This is a genomic window from Geodermatophilus sp. CPCC 205761 (assembly GCF_051383655.1).
Classification (GTDB): domain Bacteria; phylum Actinomycetota; class Actinomycetes; order Mycobacteriales; family Geodermatophilaceae; genus Geodermatophilus.
This window is the reverse complement of sequence record NZ_JALPKQ010000009.1, coordinates 129,029-145,454: the sequence shown is the minus strand read 5'-3', so window position 1 is coordinate 145,454 and position 16,426 is coordinate 129,029. Positions and strand designations below refer to the sequence as shown.

At 72.6% G+C, this 16,426-nt stretch carries 20 protein-coding genes; 10 read left to right on the top strand and 10 right to left on the bottom strand.

The features are described 5' to 3' along the window. Positions 1 to 63 precede the first annotated feature (63 nt). The 9 genes from MY526_RS07940 to MY526_RS07900 all read left to right on the top strand — a co-directional run bounded on the left by MY526_RS07940 (position 64) and on the right by MY526_RS07900 (position 6,455). Positions 64 to 663: an HNH endonuclease signature motif containing protein gene (locus MY526_RS07940; RefSeq protein ID WP_436703622.1), complete on the top strand. Its 600-nt coding sequence runs from the start codon at positions 64 to 66 to the stop codon at positions 661 to 663. Positions 664 to 803: 140 nt separating this feature from the next. Continuing rightward, complete coding sequence (locus MY526_RS07935) at positions 804 to 2,069, top strand: cytochrome P450 (RefSeq protein ID WP_436703621.1); 1,266 nt, start codon at positions 804 to 806, stop codon at positions 2,067 to 2,069. A gap of 147 nt (positions 2,070 to 2,216) precedes the next feature. Next, on the top strand, positions 2,217 to 2,627 hold the full coding sequence (locus MY526_RS07930; RefSeq protein ID WP_436690905.1) for a nuclear transport factor 2 family protein: 411 nt from the start codon (positions 2,217 to 2,219) through the stop codon (positions 2,625 to 2,627). A 28-nt stretch (positions 2,628 to 2,655) separates the two neighbouring features. Continuing rightward, entirely contained in the window at positions 2,656 to 4,209 is a 1,554-nt protein-coding gene (locus MY526_RS07925) for an AMP-binding protein (RefSeq protein ID WP_436690903.1), read from the top strand. Next, the gene (locus MY526_RS07920) at positions 4,210 to 4,668 is read left to right on the top strand and encodes a hypothetical protein (protein WP_436690901.1); all 459 of its coding nucleotides are present in this window, start codon (positions 4,210 to 4,212) and stop codon (positions 4,666 to 4,668) included. Continuing rightward, entirely contained in the window at positions 4,665 to 5,096 is a 432-nt protein-coding gene (locus MY526_RS07915; RefSeq protein WP_436690899.1) for a MaoC family dehydratase, read from the top strand. The genes MY526_RS07920 and MY526_RS07915 overlap by 4 nt, the downstream gene beginning before the upstream one ends. Next, a complete protein-coding gene (locus MY526_RS07910; protein WP_436690897.1) occupies positions 5,093 to 5,515 on the top strand; it encodes an acyl-CoA thioesterase in 423 nt (140 codons plus the stop codon). Before MY526_RS07915 ends, MY526_RS07910 begins: the two co-directional genes overlap by 4 nt. Further along, positions 5,512 to 6,108, top strand: a complete 597-nt coding sequence (locus MY526_RS07905; RefSeq protein WP_436690895.1) for a nuclear transport factor 2 family protein — start codon at positions 5,512 to 5,514, stop codon at positions 6,106 to 6,108. The genes MY526_RS07910 and MY526_RS07905 overlap by 4 nt, the downstream gene beginning before the upstream one ends. Before the next feature lie 38 nt (positions 6,109 to 6,146). After that, positions 6,147 to 6,455, top strand: coding sequence for an EthD family reductase (locus MY526_RS07900; protein WP_436690893.1), 309 nt, complete (start codon positions 6,147 to 6,149; stop codon positions 6,453 to 6,455). Positions 6,456 to 6,494: 39 nt separating this feature from the next. Here the strand turns inward: MY526_RS07900 and MY526_RS07895 are convergent, their stop codons facing one another. The 4 genes from MY526_RS07895 to MY526_RS07880 are packed head-to-tail and all read right to left on the bottom strand — an operon-like array spanning position 6,495 to position 10,146. Next, a complete protein-coding gene (locus MY526_RS07895; protein WP_436690892.1) occupies positions 6,495 to 7,352 on the bottom strand; it encodes a mycofactocin-coupled SDR family oxidoreductase in 858 nt (285 codons plus the stop codon). A 48-nt stretch (positions 7,353 to 7,400) separates the two neighbouring features. Beyond that, positions 7,401 to 7,820 carry a nuclear transport factor 2 family protein gene (locus tag MY526_RS07890; RefSeq protein WP_436690890.1) on the bottom strand — a complete coding sequence of 140 codons (420 nt, stop codon included), beginning with the start codon at positions 7,818 to 7,820 and terminating at the stop codon, positions 7,401 to 7,403. After that, positions 7,817 to 8,602, bottom strand: coding sequence for an enoyl-CoA hydratase/isomerase family protein (locus MY526_RS07885; RefSeq protein WP_436703620.1), 786 nt, complete (start codon positions 8,600 to 8,602; stop codon positions 7,817 to 7,819). The genes MY526_RS07890 and MY526_RS07885 overlap by 4 nt, the downstream gene beginning before the upstream one ends. Next, entirely contained in the window at positions 8,602 to 10,146 is a 1,545-nt protein-coding gene (locus tag MY526_RS07880; protein ID WP_436703619.1) for an AMP-binding protein, read from the bottom strand. Before MY526_RS07880 ends, MY526_RS07885 begins: the two co-directional genes overlap by 1 nt. Before the next feature lie 94 nt (positions 10,147 to 10,240). Here MY526_RS07880 and MY526_RS07875 point away from each other — a divergent pair, with 94 nt between their 5' ends. Beyond that, positions 10,241 to 10,762, top strand: coding sequence for a pyridoxamine 5'-phosphate oxidase family protein (locus tag MY526_RS07875; RefSeq protein WP_436703618.1), 522 nt, complete (start codon positions 10,241 to 10,243; stop codon positions 10,760 to 10,762). Positions 10,763 to 10,792: 30 nt separating this feature from the next. Here the strand turns inward: MY526_RS07875 and MY526_RS07870 are convergent, their stop codons facing one another. The 6 genes from MY526_RS07870 to MY526_RS07845 are packed head-to-tail and all read right to left on the bottom strand — an operon-like array spanning position 10,793 to position 16,426. Beyond that, a complete protein-coding gene (locus MY526_RS07870) occupies positions 10,793 to 11,578 on the bottom strand; it encodes an enoyl-CoA hydratase/isomerase family protein (protein WP_436690882.1) in 786 nt (261 codons plus the stop codon). Next, a complete protein-coding gene (locus MY526_RS07865; protein ID WP_436690880.1) occupies positions 11,571 to 12,407 on the bottom strand; it encodes an amidohydrolase family protein in 837 nt (278 codons plus the stop codon). The genes MY526_RS07870 and MY526_RS07865 overlap by 8 nt, the downstream gene beginning before the upstream one ends. Beyond that, entirely contained in the window at positions 12,404 to 13,183 is a 780-nt protein-coding gene (locus tag MY526_RS07860) for an SDR family NAD(P)-dependent oxidoreductase (RefSeq protein ID WP_436690878.1), read from the bottom strand. The genes MY526_RS07865 and MY526_RS07860 overlap by 4 nt, the downstream gene beginning before the upstream one ends. Next, a complete protein-coding gene (locus tag MY526_RS07855; RefSeq protein WP_436690877.1) occupies positions 13,180 to 14,409 on the bottom strand; it encodes a CaiB/BaiF CoA transferase family protein in 1,230 nt (409 codons plus the stop codon). The genes MY526_RS07860 and MY526_RS07855 overlap by 4 nt, the downstream gene beginning before the upstream one ends. 17 nt (positions 14,410 to 14,426) lie before the next feature. Then, the gene (locus MY526_RS07850; RefSeq protein ID WP_436703617.1) at positions 14,427 to 15,899 is read right to left on the bottom strand and encodes an aldehyde dehydrogenase family protein; all 1,473 of its coding nucleotides are present in this window, start codon (positions 15,897 to 15,899) and stop codon (positions 14,427 to 14,429) included. Then, positions 15,896 to 16,426 carry a MaoC family dehydratase gene (locus MY526_RS07845; protein ID WP_436690873.1) on the bottom strand — a complete coding sequence of 177 codons (531 nt, stop codon included), beginning with the start codon at positions 16,424 to 16,426 and terminating at the stop codon, positions 15,896 to 15,898. The genes MY526_RS07850 and MY526_RS07845 overlap by 4 nt, the downstream gene beginning before the upstream one ends.

Genomic DNA, 16,426 nt, shown 5'->3' with positions numbered 1-16,426 from the left:
CTCTCCGAGCCATGAGGGCTCAGCTTCGGAGTCACGCACTTACACAGCAGACCTGACACGCCCGTGAGCGGGCTGCCGATCACCGCCGCCCACCTGCGCGAACTGGTGGCGCGGCTGGGCGCGCTGGGGCTGCGCGCGCCCGCCGGCGGATCGCTGACCCTGGCGCTCACCGACCCCGACGGGGCGCTGCGCGCCACCGCGACCGCGGCGGCGCTGGCCGGGCTGGCCCGCCGCGGCTGCCCGGAACACCGCGACGAACAGTGCCCGTGCCCGGTGCTGGACCGCCCCCGGGCGACGGACGGCTACCCGCCGACCGCGGCGCAGCGCGCCTTCGTCACGACCCGGGACCGAACGTGCCGGTTTCCCCACTGCGGGCAGCGGGCCGGCTGGGCCGATCTGGACCACGTGATCCCGCACGCCTGCGGCGGGAAGACCGACTGCGCCAATCTGTGCTGCCTGTGCCGCAGCCACCACCGGCTCAAGACCCACGCCCGCGGCTGGCGGTTCGTCATGGACGCCGACGGCACCCTGCACGTCACCACACCGTCGGGGGTCACCCGCAGCACCCGACCACCGGGCCTGGACCGCCGACCACCGGACCCGCCGACCACGGCCGAGACCCCGCCCACGGCCGACCCCGCCGACGACCCGCCACCGTTCTGACGCCGGACCGACCCCACGAGACGACCTGTCGACACGTCGACGTGCCGACGAGCCGACAAGTCGGCCCGTTGTGATCTGGACCACTCTCTGCGTAACGTGAGCATGGTTAGGCAGAGCCGCCTACCCCCGGGAGCGCTTCCATGAGCCAGCCCACCGTGGTCCCTTCGGCGCCGGACATCCTGTCCCCCGAGTTCGTCGCCGACCCGTATCCGTTCCACCGGGTGCTCCGCGACCACCACCCGGCCACCTACCACGAGGCCACCCAGAGCTGGCTGATCAGCCGGTACGCCGACGTCGCGCACGCGTTCCGCGACCCGGCGTTCTCCAGCCGCAACTACGACTGGCAGCTCGAGCCCATCCACGGCCGGACGATCCTGCAGATGGAGGGCAAGGAGCACGCCACCCACCGGTCGCTGCTCAACCCCTTCTTCCGCGGCAAGGGCCTCGAGGCCTTCCTGCCGGTCATCACGCAGAACGCCGCGCAGCTCATCGGCTCGACCGTCGAGCGGGCCGCCGGGGACCTCATCGACGGCATCGCCGCCGGCCGGGGCCGGGCCGACCTCGTCGCCGACTTCACGACGTGGTTCCCGATCAACGTCATGGTCGACATGCTCGGCCTGCCCAAGAGCGACCACGAGCGGTTCCACCGCTGGTACCACTCGATCATGGCCCACCTGAACAACCTGGCGGGCGACCCGGCGATCACCGCGCAGGCCGACCAGACCCGCGAGGAGCTGCGGGACTACATGTTGCCGATCATCCGCGAGCGCCGCGGCGGGGACGGCGAGGACCTGCTCTCCCGCCTCTGCCGGGCCGAGGTGGACGGCGAGCAGATGACCGACGAGGAGATCAAGGCGTTCGTCAGCCTGCTGCTGGTCGCCGGCGGCGAGACGACGGACAAGGCCATCGCCAGCATGGTGCGCAACCTCCTGGACAACCCCGACCAGATGGCCGAGGTGCGGGCCGACCGGTCACTGGTGGACGCCGTCATCGCCGAGACGCTCCGCTTCACCGGGCCGGTGCACATGATCATGCGCCAGACCGAGGCCGAGGTCCGGATCGAGGACACCACGCTCCCCGCCGGCGCCACCTGCATCCTCATGCTGGCCGCCGCCAACCGGGACGAGCGGCACTTCGCGAACCCCGACGTCTTCGACATCCACCGACCCGACCTCGACGTCGCGAAGGCCTTCAGCGGCGCGGCCAACCACGTGCAGTTCATCCTCGGCCGGCACTTCTGCGTGGGGTCGCTGCTGGCGCGCGAGGAGATGACCGTGGCGCTGAACCTGGTCCTGGACCGGCTGCCGAACCTGCGCTACCAGCCCGGCTTCACCCCGCAGGAGGCCGGCCTCTACACCCGCAGCGTCCCCAGCCTGCTCGTGGAGTTCGACATCCCCGCCACCTGAGGTCCGCCGCCCGACCGGCCCAGGTCGACACGCGGCCGAGGTCGATCATCGACCCCTAGGCAAACAGGCGAACCATGCATAGGGTAACCCCGGTCACACTCCCATCCCCGCCGACGCCGCCGTCGGCCTCTGATCAGGAGATCCGCCATGTCCGCTCGCGGTGCCATCGAGAACGTGCTCAACCGGTACTCCATCGCCTACGACGACAACGACATGACGGAGATGGCGGACACGTTCTGCGACAACGCCGTCCTGACCATGCGCATCGCCGGCGGCGACCTCATCGGCCCGTTCGAGGGCAAGGAGGCGGTCATGAAGCTGATGACCGACAGCCTGGCCAGCCAGACCGACCAGCGCCGGCACGTCACCACCAACATGGCCATCCGCAAGGAGACCGAGGACAGCGCCGTGGTCAGCTCCTACCTGACCCTCATCTCGGTCAAGGACGGCACGGCCACCCTGCTCTCCACCGCCCGCTACGACGACGAGCTGCACCGCGAGGCCGACGGCGCCTGGCGCTTCACCAAGCGGCACATCGAGCTCGACCTGCCGTACTGAGCGACCATCGCGAGCGAGGAGGACACCGGTGAACCAGGGCCTGATCCCGGCGAAGTGGGCGGCGCTGACGCCGCGCGGCGAGGCGATCGTCGACGTACCCAACAGCCGGCGGATGAACTGGACCGAGTTCGACGGCCTCGTCCGTCGCCTGGCCAACGGCCTTCGCGGGCTCGGCCTGGAGAAGGGCGACCGGTTCGCCGTCCTCTCCCGCAACTGCGCCGAGTACATGGCGCTCTACTTCGCCGCCGGCCGGGCGGGCCTGGTCCTGCAGCCGCTGAACTGGCGGCTGGCCGGCCAGGAGCTGGCCAGCATCGTCCGCGACGCCCTGCCCAAGGTCGTGATCAGCGCCGACGAGTGGTCCGACACGATCGAGCAGCTGCAGCGCGACGTCGACATCTCGCACTGGCTGGAGTTCGGCGACAAGAGCAACGGCAGCTTCGCCCGGTTCGTCGAGGCGGCCAGTGACGAGGAGCCGATCTGGTCGGCCTCGGTCGGCGACGACGACCCGTTCTTCATCCTCTACACCGGCGGCACCACGGGGAAGAGCAAGGGCGCCCAGCACACCCACCGCAGCGCGGGGGCGATGATGCTCGCGCAGACCGTGGCCGAGCGGATCGTGCCCAGCGACGTCTACATGCTGACCGGGCAGATGTACCACATCCCGATCGTGCTGGCGATGAACTACAACCGGCACGGCTGCCCGCTCGTGCTGGTCAACTTCGAGGCCCAGCAGGCGCTCGAGGTCATCCAGGAGGAGAAGGTCTCGGCCTTCCTCGGCATCACCACGATGATCAACTGGATGATGGCGGTCCCGAACTTCGCCAGTTACGACCTGTCCAGCCTGCGGAACTTCCAGTACGGCGGCGGCCCGATGCCCTCCTCCGTGGTCCGGGCGGCGATGGACAACTTCCCCTGCACGATGATCCAGGGCTACGGGCAGACCGAGGGCGCGGGGATGACCTTCCTGTCCCAGGAGGACCACATCCGCGCCGTGAACGGGGACCACCCCGAGCGGCTGCGCTCGTGCGGCCGGGAGGGCTTCACCGCCCAGTTGCGCGTCGTCGACGAGCACGGTCGCGACGTGCCGCAGGACGGCCGCACCGCCGGCCAGATCGTCGTCCGCGGCGAGCAGAACATGATCGGCTACCTCAACCAGCCCGAGCTCACCGCGCAGACGATCCGCGACGGCTGGATGTGGACCGGCGACATGGCCACCTGGGACGAGGACCGCTACGTGTTCATCGTCGACCGGGCCAAGGACATGATCATCTCCGGTGGCGAGAACATCTACTCGGTGCAGGTCGAGGAGGCCATCAACCAGCACCCCGCCGTCCTCGAGTGCGCGGTGTTCGGCGTCCCCGACGACGAGTGGGGCGAGTCGGTCAAGGCTGTCGTCGTCCTCAAGCCGGGCACGTCGGCGACCGAGCAGGAGATCATCGACGAGGCCAAGAAGCACCTGGCCAGCTACCAGAAGCCCCGCTCGGTCGACTTCGTCGGCGCGCTGCCCAAGGCGCCGACCGGCAAGATCCTCAAGCGCGAGCTGCGCCAGCCCTACTGGGCCGACCGCGACCGGGGGGTGTGAGTGCCCTCGGACGAGGCGGCACTGCAGGAGCAGGTGGGCCGCCGGTTCCCCGGCGGCCGGTACACCGTCTCCCCGTGGCGGGCCTGGCTGCTCGCCGACACCGTGCTGGCCGACCCGCCCTCGCTGCGGGACGGCGACCCGCAGGTCGCCCACCCGCTGTTCGCGTGGATGGCCGCGACCGGCGCCATGGGCATCACCTGGGACGAGCTGTTCTCCTGGTTCGGGGCCTCGGCCGCCGACGGCCCGGTGTTCGGCGAGCACGAGACGACGCTGCACCGGCCGCTGCTGGTGGGGGCCACCTACCGGGTGAGCGGTGGCATCGACTCCGCCGATCGCAAGGTCGGCCGGCGCACCGGCGTCTTCGACGTCGTGGGCTACTCGATGGACCTGCACGACGACGCCGGTGCGCACGTCGCCACCTGCTGGAACTCGATCGTCTTCCCCCGGAGGGACGCATGAGCGCCGCCACCGTCGAGGTCGGCACCGAACTCCCGGCCTACGAGGTGCCCGAGGTCAGCGCCGAGAAGATGAAGACGATGGCCGCCCTGCTGTCGGACCCCACGCCGATCCACTGGGACGTCGCGACGCTGCAGGCCCTCGGCATGGGCGACCGGCCGATCAACCAGGGCCCGCTGAACATGGGCTACGTCATGAACGCCCTGACCACCTGGGCCGGTGGCCCCGACAAACTGCGCCGGCTGCGGGTGCGCTTCCTCGGCAACGTGCTCGCCGGGCACCACCTGCGGGTGCGGGCCACGGTGACCGGCGTCCGGGACGAGGGCGGCGAACGGCTGGCCGACTGCGACGTCGTGCTGGAGGTCGTGGCCGCCGACGCGGACAGCGGGGGCAGCGTCCTGTCCGGGACCGCGACGGTGGTGCTGGCGTGAGCTACCAGCCGCTGTCCTTCCGGCTCGCGTACGGCGACTGCGACACCGTCGGCATCGCCTACTTCGCCATCTACTACCCGTGGATGGAGCGCGCGCAGACGCTGTGGCTGTACTCGCACGGCCTGCGCAGCGGCGAGCTGGTCGACCAGCTCGGCGTCGTCACCATGGGCGTGCACTCCGAGTGCACCTACGAGCAGATGGTCCGGGTGTTCGACGAGCTCACCATCGCACTCACCCTCGACCGGGTCGGGACGTCGTCCTACACCATCGGCTTCGACTTCCTCCGCGACGGCGAGGTCGTCACCCACGGCGCGATGACCTTCGTCTGCCGGACGCCGGAGGGCGGCAAGGCGGCGATCCCGGAGCGCCTGCTCGAGGTGCTGCGCACGCTGCCCGCCCCGGCGGAGGTGCCGGCGTGAGGCTGGACCTGCCGGCGGTCACCGCGGATCTCACCACCGTGGCCGAGCTCCCGGAGGGCGACTGGACCGCCCTGGCCGCCGCCGTCCGCGCCCAGGCCGACCTGCAGGCCATCCGCGACCTCGGCGTCCTGTACGCCCGCGCCGTCGACGACCACGACGTCGACGCCGTCGTGGCGATGTACACGCCCGACGGGGTCTTCGAGCGCCGCGGCGTCGCCGCCACCGGTGCGGCCGGGATCCGCGCCGCCTACGTGGCCAGCTTCGACACCTACCGGACGATGCTGCACACCCCGCACCCCGGCGTCACGCAGTTGCACGGCGACGGGACGGCGTCGGGCTGGTCGCACGGCCACGCCGAGCTGGCCACGAGGAGCACGCTGGTCCTCGCCTCCTTCCGGTACGAGGACGAGTACCGCTGCGTCGAGGGGCGGTGGCTGTTCGCCCGGCGCTCGCTGACGTTCATGTACGCGGTGCCGGCCGACCAGATGGCCACCGGTTTCGGCTCGATCGAGCGGATGCGGTGGCCGCGGACCGCGCCCGAGGCCGCGGACTACCCGGAGAGCTCCCCCACCTGGGACACCTACCGGGCTTGAGCACCGGGGCGCCGAGGCCCCGGAGGAGGAGGAGATCCGTGTACCGAGTGATCGTCAACTACCACCACCCGGAGGACCCGCAGGCCTTCCTCGAGCACTACCGCACCACCCACGCACCACTGGCGAAGAACCTGTCCAACGTGGCGTCCTACACCTGGGGCACCTGCGAGACCCCGGACGGGTCGCGGCCGGAGTACTTCGTGACCGCCGTCCTCGACTGGCCGTCGAAGGAGGACGCGCTGGCCGACCTGGGCTCCCCCCAGGGCCAGGCGGCCACCGCCGACATGGCGAACTTCGCGATGGCCGGCGCGTCGCTGGTGTCCTACGAGTCGGAGACGGTGATCTGAGCTGCGGCGGGGGCCCGGCCTGCGCCGGGCCCCCGCGTCTCACGCCTGGACCGGCGCCGGGTTGAACCCGGGCAGCGTCAGGTGGCCGGCGTCGATCACGATCGCCTGGCCGGTGACCGCGGCGGCGGCGTCGGAGGCCAGCCACGCGGCGGCCTCGGCGACCGTCTCCGGCGGCAGCGCACCCTGGCCGCCGAGGACGCCGAAGTGCAGCGCCGCCTGGTCGTAGCCCGCCCGGTCCCCACCGGGGTGGCCGACCATCTGGTCGTACATGCCCTGCCAGTTGGTCATGGGGGTGTCGATCAGACCGGGACACACGGCGTTGACCCGGACCCGGTGCGGCCCCAGCTCCAGCGCCGCGCTCTTCATGAGGCCGAGCACGCCGTGCTTGCTGGCCGCGTAGTGGGCCGCACCGGCGTTGCCGCGGAACCCGTTGACCGACGAGGTGAGCACGATCGAGCCGGCCCGGCGCTCGATCATGTGCGGAGCGACCGCCGACATCGTGCGCCACACGCCCTTGAGGTTGACGTCCATGACGTCGTCCCACGTCTGCTCGTCCATCTCCCAGAACGGCGCCTGGGAGAAGATGCCGGCGTTGGCCACCAGGACGTCGATCTGCCCGAAGGTGTCCAGCCCCTCCACGACGACGGCGGCCACGGCGTCGGCGGACCGCACGTCGGCGGTGCGCGCGACGATCCGGCGGTCCAGCCGCTCCACCTCGGCCACCGTCGCCCGCAGGTCCTCCTCGCGCGCGGTGCCGTAGGGCACCGTGTCGATCTGCCGGTCGATGTCGACGGCGATGATCGCCGCCCCCTCGCGCGCCAGGGTGACCGCGTGCGCCCTCCCCTGCCCCCGGGCCGCACCCGTCACCAGCGCGACCTTGCCCTCCAGACGTGTCACCTGGACTCCTCCTCCCGACGGCGCGAGGCCGTGTCCCCGGACGTGTGGTCAGGCCGGCATGGAGACGTCGCCGCCGAGGGCGACGACGAGCACCACCGGGTCGAAGAACTCCGCCAGGCGCACGATCCGGCCGTTCCGGATCGAGAACCGGGAGATGTAGGTGTTGCGGTACGGGCGGCCGGTCGGGATGACCGTGGTGTCGCTGGTGTACTCGGCGACCCACTCCCCCGGCCGGCCCTCCAGCGCGTCGATCCGGTAGTCGGCGAAGCGCATGGGCTCCATGACCCCCTCCGGGTACACCGCCATCGCCTCGCTGCGGCCGCGGGAGACCTTGGGGAAGCCGGGCGGCGCGTAGGGCAGCACGAGTTCGACGTCCTCGTCGAAGGTGGCCTCGATCGCGGGCAGGTCCAGGCGCCCGACGGCGTCCAGGTAGGCCACGACGACGGCGCGGTCGGCGTCACTGCTCATGCGGGGTCTCCTCCGGTGGGGTGGGTGTCCGCCCGGCCGCGGGCGGCGCGGAAGGCGGCGACGGCGGCCCGGTGCTCGGGCGTGCCGAAGAGCAGGGCGGTGGCCTCGACCGACTCGCTGAAGCCGCCCACGGCGTCGCGGTTGACGAACGCCTTGGCCACCTGGACGGCCATCGGTGGGCGGGCGGCCATGTCGGCGGCCAGCGCGACCGCCGCCGGGAGCAGCTCACCGTCGGGGTGGACCTCCTGCACGAGGCCGGCCCGCTCGGCGCGGGCGGCGTCCACCTCGCGGCCGGTGAGGGCCAGGTAGCGGGTCCAGTGCCGGCCCATCACCTCCGGCCCGCGGACCACGCCGTAGCCCGGCATCAGCCCGACGGTGGGCTCCTTGAACGCGAACCGCGCCGAGGCGGCGGCCAGGACCACGTCGCAGGCCAGCGCGAGCTCGGTGCCCCCGCCGTAGGCCAGGCCGTTGACCGCGGCGACCACCGGGACGGCGCACCGCTCCACCGAGCAGAACGCGTCGTAGACCAGCCGCAGGTGCGGGCGGACCCGTGCCACGTCGCCGGCCAGGCCCGCGAACATGTCGATGTCCCCGCCCGCGGAGAAGGCCCGCCCGCTCCCGGTGAGCACGACCGCGCGCACGCCGTCGTCTCCTCCGAGGCCGGTCATGAGCTCGCGCAGCTCGCGGAACCACAGCTGGTCCATCGCGTTGAGCTTCTCCGGCCGGCTCATGGTGAGGACGGCGACGCCCGGCTCGGGGTCGGTGCGGGTGAACCGCTGCATCAGGGCGCCTCCCGGTCGAACGTGCCCGGCGGCACGCCGTCGGCGCGCAGCTTGTACTTCTCCACCCGCTGGCTCGGGGTCAGGGGCAGCGCGTCGAGCACGCGCACGTAGCGGGGCACGGCGAAGGAGGTCAGCGCACCCCGGCAGTGCGCGACGAGGTCGGCCGGGTCGACCGTGGCGCCGTCGGCCGGGACGACGGCGATCGCGACGTCCTCCTCCGACAGCTCGGACGGCACGCCGTAGGCGGCGACCTGGCCGACCGACGGGTGCTCGGAGACGACCCGCTCGACCTCCCAGGAGGAGACGTTCTCCCCGCGGCGCCGGATGGTGTCCTTCACCCGGTCCAGGAAGGTGAGGAAGCCGTCGGCGTCGAGGACGCCGCGGTCGCCGGTGTGGAACCACAGGTTGCGCCAGCTGGCCGCGGTCGCCTCGGCGTTGCCGGCGTACCCGTCGAACATCCAGCCGGCCTTCTTCGGCCGGACGACGATCTCCCCGGGCGTGCCGGGCGGCACCGGGTCGTCCCGCTCGTCGACGACCGCGACCGTGTAGTTGACCGACTCGCGCCCCGCGGTGCCGACGCGGCGGACGCTCGGCGGCATGTCGGTGACGATCGAGACCTCGGTGCTGCCGTAGATCTCGGTGAGCCGGACGCCGAAGCGCGCCTCGAAGGACTCGAACACCTCCGGCGGGCAGGGCGCGCCGAAGGCCACCCGCACCGGGTTGTCGGCGTCGTCCGGCCGCGGGGGCTGCTTGTGCAGGATGCTCATCATCGCGCCCTGGTAGTTGAACGCGGTGATGCCGTGTGCCCGGCAGGTGTCCCAGAACCGGCTGGCCGAGAAGGTGCGGTCGAGCACGAGCCCCGCCCCGGCCTCGGCGGCGGTCATCACGCTGCAGTAGCGGGCGTTGGAGTGGAACAGCGGGAAGACGCTGTAGAGCCGGTCGGCCGCCGTGTAGCCCATGAGCCCGACCGTGTGCCGGGCGAGGTTGACGTTCGCGCGGTGGGAGAGGACGGCGCCCTTCGGCGGCCCGGTGGTGCCCGACGTGTAGAGGACGACGGCCGGCGCGGTCGGGTCGACCTCCGGCATCGGCTCGGGCGTCGCGGCGAGCACGTCGGCGAGGTCGGTGCGGTCCGGCCCGGCGGCCTGCCCGCTGCCGTGGACCACGACGCGGCGCACCCCCTCCGGCGCGCAGGCGCGCACCGCGCCCTCGAACTCGGCGTCGCAGACGACCACCGCGGCGCCGGAGTGCTCGAGCAGATAGCGGAGCAGGGTGCTGCCGCTCGCCGGGTTGAGCGGCACCTCGACCAGCCTGGCCCGGGCGAGGCCGAACCAGACCGCGAGGGTGGCGACGCTGCTGCGCATGAGCACGCAGACCGGGTCGCCGGCCCGCAGCCCCAGGGCGCGGAAGCCGGCGGCCGCCCGGTCGGCGCGGGCGTCGAGCTCACGCCAGGTCACCGGCTCCCCGGCCACGACCGCGCCCGCGTCCGGGCCGGCGCGGCCGGCGGCCTCGGCCAGCCACGTGCCGATCGACGGGGTCCCCGACATGCGAACCTCCCCAGCACCGGTGACGGCGGACGTGACCTGTGCCACCATCCAGTCAGAACATGCGCAGGATGACAAGAGTTTGCGGGAGGCCGCCGTGACCGGATCCGAGCCCGACCGCCAGCGGGTGGGTGTCCGGGACATCGAGGACCTGCGCGGCACGCACCTCGCCGCCGACGACCGGGACGAGCTGTTCACCGCACAGACCGAGTGCACCGTGGCCTACCTGTCCCGGGAGGGGTGGCCGGCCGCGGTCGTCATGAGCTTCCTGCGCCGGGACGGCCGGTTCTGGCTCACCGCGGTCGGCGGTCGCGACCACCTGGAGTCCCTGCGCGGAGACCCGCGGCTGACGATCGTCGTCGACAACCGCGGCACGGGGTTGCCCGGCCGCCGGATGGTCGCCGTCCAGGGCACCGTCGTCGTCCGCGAGGACCGCGCGACCAAGGACTGGTTCTACCCGGCGTTCGCGGAGCGGATGGCCGCCGACGACCCGGCCGCGTTCGTCCGGCTGCTGGACAGCCCGCGGCGGGCCGTGCTCGAGGTGACGCCGACCGGGAAGCAGGTCAGCCACGACAGCCGGAAGATCGCCGGTGACGGCCGCGGCGGCCCCCGCTCCTAGGGCAGAAATGGCCATTTCTGCCCCTCGCGGTCAGGCGTCCGGCGGGGGGAAGAGGGGACGGCGCTTCTCCAGGAAGGCCTGCGCGCCCTCGGCCATGTCCGGGCTCCCGATGGCCTGGACCAGCATGCCCAGCCCGGTGGTGAACGAGTCGCGGGCGGCGTTCCACCAGATGTTGGAGCTCACCTTGGCGATCTCGAGGTAGCGCGGGGACAGCACGGCCAGCTCCCCGACCAGCGCGTCGACGGCGCCGACGAGCTCGTCGTCGGGGACGACGGAGTTGACCAGCCCCAACTCCAGCGCCTGGGCCGCGGTGTAGCGCCGGCACAGGAAGGCCATCTCCTTGGCCCGCTTCTCCCCGATCTGCACGCCGAGCACGTTGGTGGCGCCGGTGACCGGGGCGCTGCCGACCCGGGGGCCGGTCTGGCCGAAGGTCGCCGACTCCCCCGCGATCGCCAGGTCGCAGGCGACGACCAGCTCGTTGCCCCCGCCGGCCGCCGGGCCGTTGACCGCGGCGATCACCGGCCGGGGGTGGGTGCGGATCGCGTCGAACAGCCGCAGCGAGGCCCGGTAGAGGCCGCGCATCGTCGTGACGTCGGGCTCCGAGAGGTTGCCCAGTGCGCCGCCGGCGCAGAAGCTGCCGGGCACGCCGGTGATGACCACCGCCCGGCTGCGGGTGCTGGCGTCGAGCGCCGCCACCACCGCCTCGGCCATGTCCGGGTCGTAGGCGTTGCGCCGGTCCGGCCGGTTGAGCGTGATCCAGGTGGCGTCGCCGCGCTGCTCGACCAGGACGCTGTCGCCGGCCCCGGGGTCAGCCACGCGGGGTCTCCTCCGCGACCAGCGGCCCCGGCGCCGGCTCGCCCTCGGCGATGCCCATGAGCCGGGCGAAGTTGCCGCCGAGGATGCCCGCGGTGGTGTCGTCGCCGTACCCGAGCGCCCGGATCGCGGCGATCTCCCGCGCCGGGTCGGCCATCGGCCAGTCCGAGCCGAAGACGATCCGGTCCGCGCCGTGCCGGTCGACGATCGCCCGCACCCGTTCCGGGGCCAGCTCGGCCATCGTGGGGGGCCAGGACGTCTCCAGGTACACGTCCTCCCCGAGCAGCTCGGCCTCGGCCTCCTCCAGCCGGTGGTAGCCGCCGAAGTGGCAGGCCACCATCCGCAGGTCGGGGAACTGCCGGACGATGTCGCGGACCATCCCGGGGGTGGCCCGGTCGTTGCTCGCCTGGTCGCCCCCGGCGCCGACGTGGGCGATGACGGCGATCTCCGAGCCGAACGCCTCGAGCAGGTCCCACACCCGCCGGTCGTCGTAGGCGAAGCCCTGGAAGAGCGAGTGCAGCTTCACCCCGGGGATGCCGTTGCGGCGCAGCGACGCCAGGTTCTCCTCGACCGGCAGGTCGGGGTGCACGGTGCCGAACCCCAGCAGCCGACCGCCGCGGGAGCGGGCCACGAAGCGGTTGACCCCGTCGACGTACTTGGCGGTGTCGGCGATGCCGAGCAGGACGCCGCGGTCGACGCCGGAGGACTCGAGCACCCCCGGCAGGGTCGAGATCTTCCCGTCGCCGACCCGCGGCAGCTGCGGCACCCGGGGCCCGAGCGCCTTCTCCGCGATGGCGTCGGGCCAGGCGTGGCAGTGGACGTCGATGATCACGGCTGACCTCCGTCGACGGTGAGAACCGAACCGGTGGTGAACGAGGACCAGTCGCTGGCCAGGTACAGCGCCGTCCCGACGATCTCGTCCGGCCGGCCGCCGCGGCCCAGCGCGAACGTCGCCGCGCGCCGGGCGAAGGCGTCCATGTCCCAGGCCGCGCTCACGTCGGTGAGGAAGGTGCCGCACATGATCGCGTTGACCCGCACCGTCGGCCCGAACGCGTGCGCCAGCCCGACGGTGACCGCGTTGAGCCCGGCCTTGGCTGCGGCGTAGGGCACGATGTCGGCCCGCGGTCGCACCGCGCCGGTGCTGGACACGTTGATGATCGACCCGCCGTTCCCGGCGGCCATCCGGGTGCCGACGAGCGCGGCGAGGCGGAACGGCCCCTTGAGGTTGACCCCGAGCACCTTGTCGAACAGCAGCTCGCTGACATCGGCCACGGTGTCGTAGCGCGGCGACATCCCGGCGTTGTTCACCAGGACGTCGACCGCGCCGAACTCCCCGTAGGCGGTCTCGACGAGCTCGTCGAGGGCGTCCCACCGGCCGACGTGCGCCGCGACCGGGAGCGCCCGGCGCCCGGTCAGCTCGCGCACCTCGGCCGCGGCCTTCTCGCAGCTGTCGAGGTCCCGGCTGGCGATGACCACGTCGGCGCCGGCCGCGGCCAGGCCGAGCACCATCTCCCGGCCCAGCCCGCGGCTCCCGCCCGTGACCAGGGCGGTCTTCCCGGTGAGGTCGACGGCCGGCCCGGGCCGGCCGGCCGGCCCGCCCTCGGTCACGCCGCGCGCACCGGCGTCGGCCCGACGACGTCGGCGCGGCCCAGTTCGTCGATCTCGGCGGCGGAGAGCCCGAGCAGGCCGGTCAGCCCGGTCAGGGTGTGCTCACCGATGCCCGGCACCCCGTCGTAGGTCGGCCCCGCGTAGCTGTCCATGTGCAGCACCGGACCCGGGACGAGCACCGTGCCCAGCGCGGTGCCGGCGAGCTCGACGAGGGTCCGCTCCCGGAAGTGCGGGTCCTCGACGATGTCCCGCGCGTCGTTGACCGCCGCGGCCACGACCTCGTGCGCGTCGAGGTCGGCGAGCACCTCGGCCCGCGGCCGCGCGGCCACCCACGCCTTGACGTGCTCCTGCAGCTCGTCGTTGTTGGCCATCCGCGCGACGTTGGTGGCGAACTTCGGGTCGTCGCGGAAGTCCTCCCGGCCCATCGCCTGGAACAGCCGCATCGCGATCGTCTGGTTCGACGCCGCGATCGACAGCCACTGCCCGTCGCCGGCCTGGTAGATGCCCCGGGGGGACGCCGACCCGGAGCCGTTGCCCACCCGCTCCTGGATGAAGCCGGTGGCGGTGTAGTTGAGGATCAGGTCGCCCAGGATGAACATGAGCGGCTCGTAGAGGGCGACGTCCACGACGTCCCCCCGGCCGGTGCGGGTCCGGTTGAACAGCGCGGTCGTCGTCCCGAAGGCCGCGGACAGCCCGGCGATCGAGTCGGCGAAGCCGAACGGCGGCGACGTCGGCGGCGTCTCGGGCCAGCCGTTGACGAACGCGTAGCCGCTGGCCGTCTCGGCCACGGTGCCGAACCCGGGACGCTCGCGGTAGGGCCCGGTCTGGCCGAAGCCGGAGACCCGGGTGAGCACCAGGCCGGGGTTCTCGGCCGAGAGCACGTCGTAGCCCAGGCCCCACTCCTCCAAGCGGCCCGGCCGGAAGGACTCGATGACGACGTCCACGCGGGCGGCCAGCCGGCGGACCAGGTCCCGTCCCTCGTCCCGGCGCAGGTCGATGCCGATGGACTCCTTGCCGGAGTTCAGCCGGGCGAAGCCGATGGACATGCCCTCGTGCTGCGGCGTCCACTGGCGCGCGAAGTCGCCGGTGCGCGGGTCCTCGACCTTGACCACCCGGGCGCCGAAGTCGCGCAGCATGCGCCCCGCGGTCGGCGCGGCGTACATGGTGCCCAGCTCCAGCACCGTGACCCCGGCCAGCGGCGGGGTGCCTCCTGTCGTGCCCGTCATGGTCTCCCCCTGCCCGTTCACGGCCGCCACTGCACGTGCTGCGCCTCGAGGTACTCCCGGATGCCCCACTCGCCGATCTCCCGGCCGACCCCGGACTTCTTGAAGCCGCCGAAGGGCGCGTCCGGCCGCATGTTGCCGCCGCCGTTGATCCACACCGTCCCCGACTGCAGCCGGGCGGCCAGCCGGCGGCCGTGCTCCACGTCGGGGGTGAAGATGTTGGCCGCGAGGCCGTAGTCGCTCTCGTTGGCCAGCCGGATCGCCTCGTCCTCGGTGGCGAAGGGCACGAGCACCCCGACCGGGCCGAACACCTCCTGCTGCACCAGCCGGTTGTCGTGCGGCAGGCCGGCGAAGACGACGGGGTTGACGAAGTACCCCTTCTCCGGCAGCGGGGTGTCCAGCGAGAGGACGATCTCGCCGCCGTCGGCCAGCGCGCCGTCGATGAAGCCCTGCACGCGGGCGCGGTGGTCCTCGCGGATCATCGGGCCGATGTTGACCTCGCGGTCCCAGGGGTCGCCGACCCGGAGCGCACCGAACGCCTCTCCGGAGGCGGCGAGGAACTCGTCGACCAGGCTCTCGTGCACCAGCATCCGGGCCAGTGCGGCGCAGCCCTGACCGCCGTTGCGGGCCCACCGCAGGTGGACGTCCCGGGCCAGGGCGGCGGCGTCGACGCCGGGCAGCAGGATGGTCGGCGACTTGCCACCCAGCTCCAGGGTGACGCCCTTCAGGTCGCGGGCGGCCTGCTCCATGATCCGGGCGCCGACGGCGTCGGACCCGGTGAAGGAGACCCGGTCGACCCACGGGTGGGTGGTCAGGCGCTGGCCGACCGACGGGCCGTCGCCGATGACGACGTTGAGGACGCCGGCGGGGATGCCGGCCTCCTCGAACAGCTCGCCCATCCACAGCGTGGTCAGCGGCGTGCGCGGCGAGGGCAGCAGCACGGCGGTGCAGCCGGCGGCCAGCGCCGCCCCGAACTTGAAGACGGCCAGGTTGATCGGGTAGTTGTAGCCGGTGATGCAGGCCACGACGCCGACCGGCCGGTAGGCCACCTCGGAGTGGGTCAGCACCGGGTCGTGCCACTCCCCCAGCTGCACGGTGCGGTCGACCAGGGCCGCCTCGGCCTGCCAGCGCAGGTGCGTGACGCCCAGCTTCACCTGCATGACCTCGGCGAAGGCCGCCGGCGTGCCCACCTCGTTGACGATCGAGGCGGTGAGCCGCTCGCTGTGCTTCTCGAAGACGTCGGCGAGCCGGTGGATGGCAGCGCTGCGCTCCCGCGAGCTGGTCGCCGCCCAGGCCGGGAAGGCCCGCCGGGCCGCGGCGACGGCCTGGTCGACCTGCTCGAGCGTCGCCGTCGGCACGGTCGCGGTGACCTGCTCGGTGGCCGGGTTGACCGCCTCGATGGTCGGCCCCGCACCGGGCACGAGCCGGCCGTCGATGAGCAGTTCCCGGGTCGCCGGGACCCAGGTGCGCAGGTCGGTCTGGGTGCTGGTCATGCTCGCTGCTCCTCGCCGGGGGTGGGGGTGGCGGAGTCCGGGCGTTCGCCGGTGACCGCCGGGTTGGAGCCCCCGTGCTCGGGGCTCTTGGCCATGAGGCCGACCCGGGTGCAGACCATGATCAGCTCGTCGTGCTGGTTGTAGCCGCGGTGCTCGAACCACACGATCCCGCTGTCGGTGCGGCTCTTGCTCTCCCGCTTGTCGAGGATCGTGGTCTCGCCGCGGAGGGTGTCGCCGTGGAAGACCGGGTGGGGGAACTTGACCGAGTCGTAGCCCAGGTTGCCCAGGGTCGTGCCGAACGTCAGCTCCAGCACGTGGAAGCCGCCGACCAGCGCCAGGGTGAAGAGGCTGTTGAACAGCGGCCGCCCGTGGATGGTCTTCTTGGCGAACTCGTGGTCCAGGTGCAGCGGCTGGGTGTTCATCGTCAGCGACGTGAACAGCACGTTGTCGGACTCGGTGACCGTCCGGGTGAACGGGTGCCGGTAGACCCGGCCGACCTCGAACTCCTCGAAGTACAGACCTCGCAC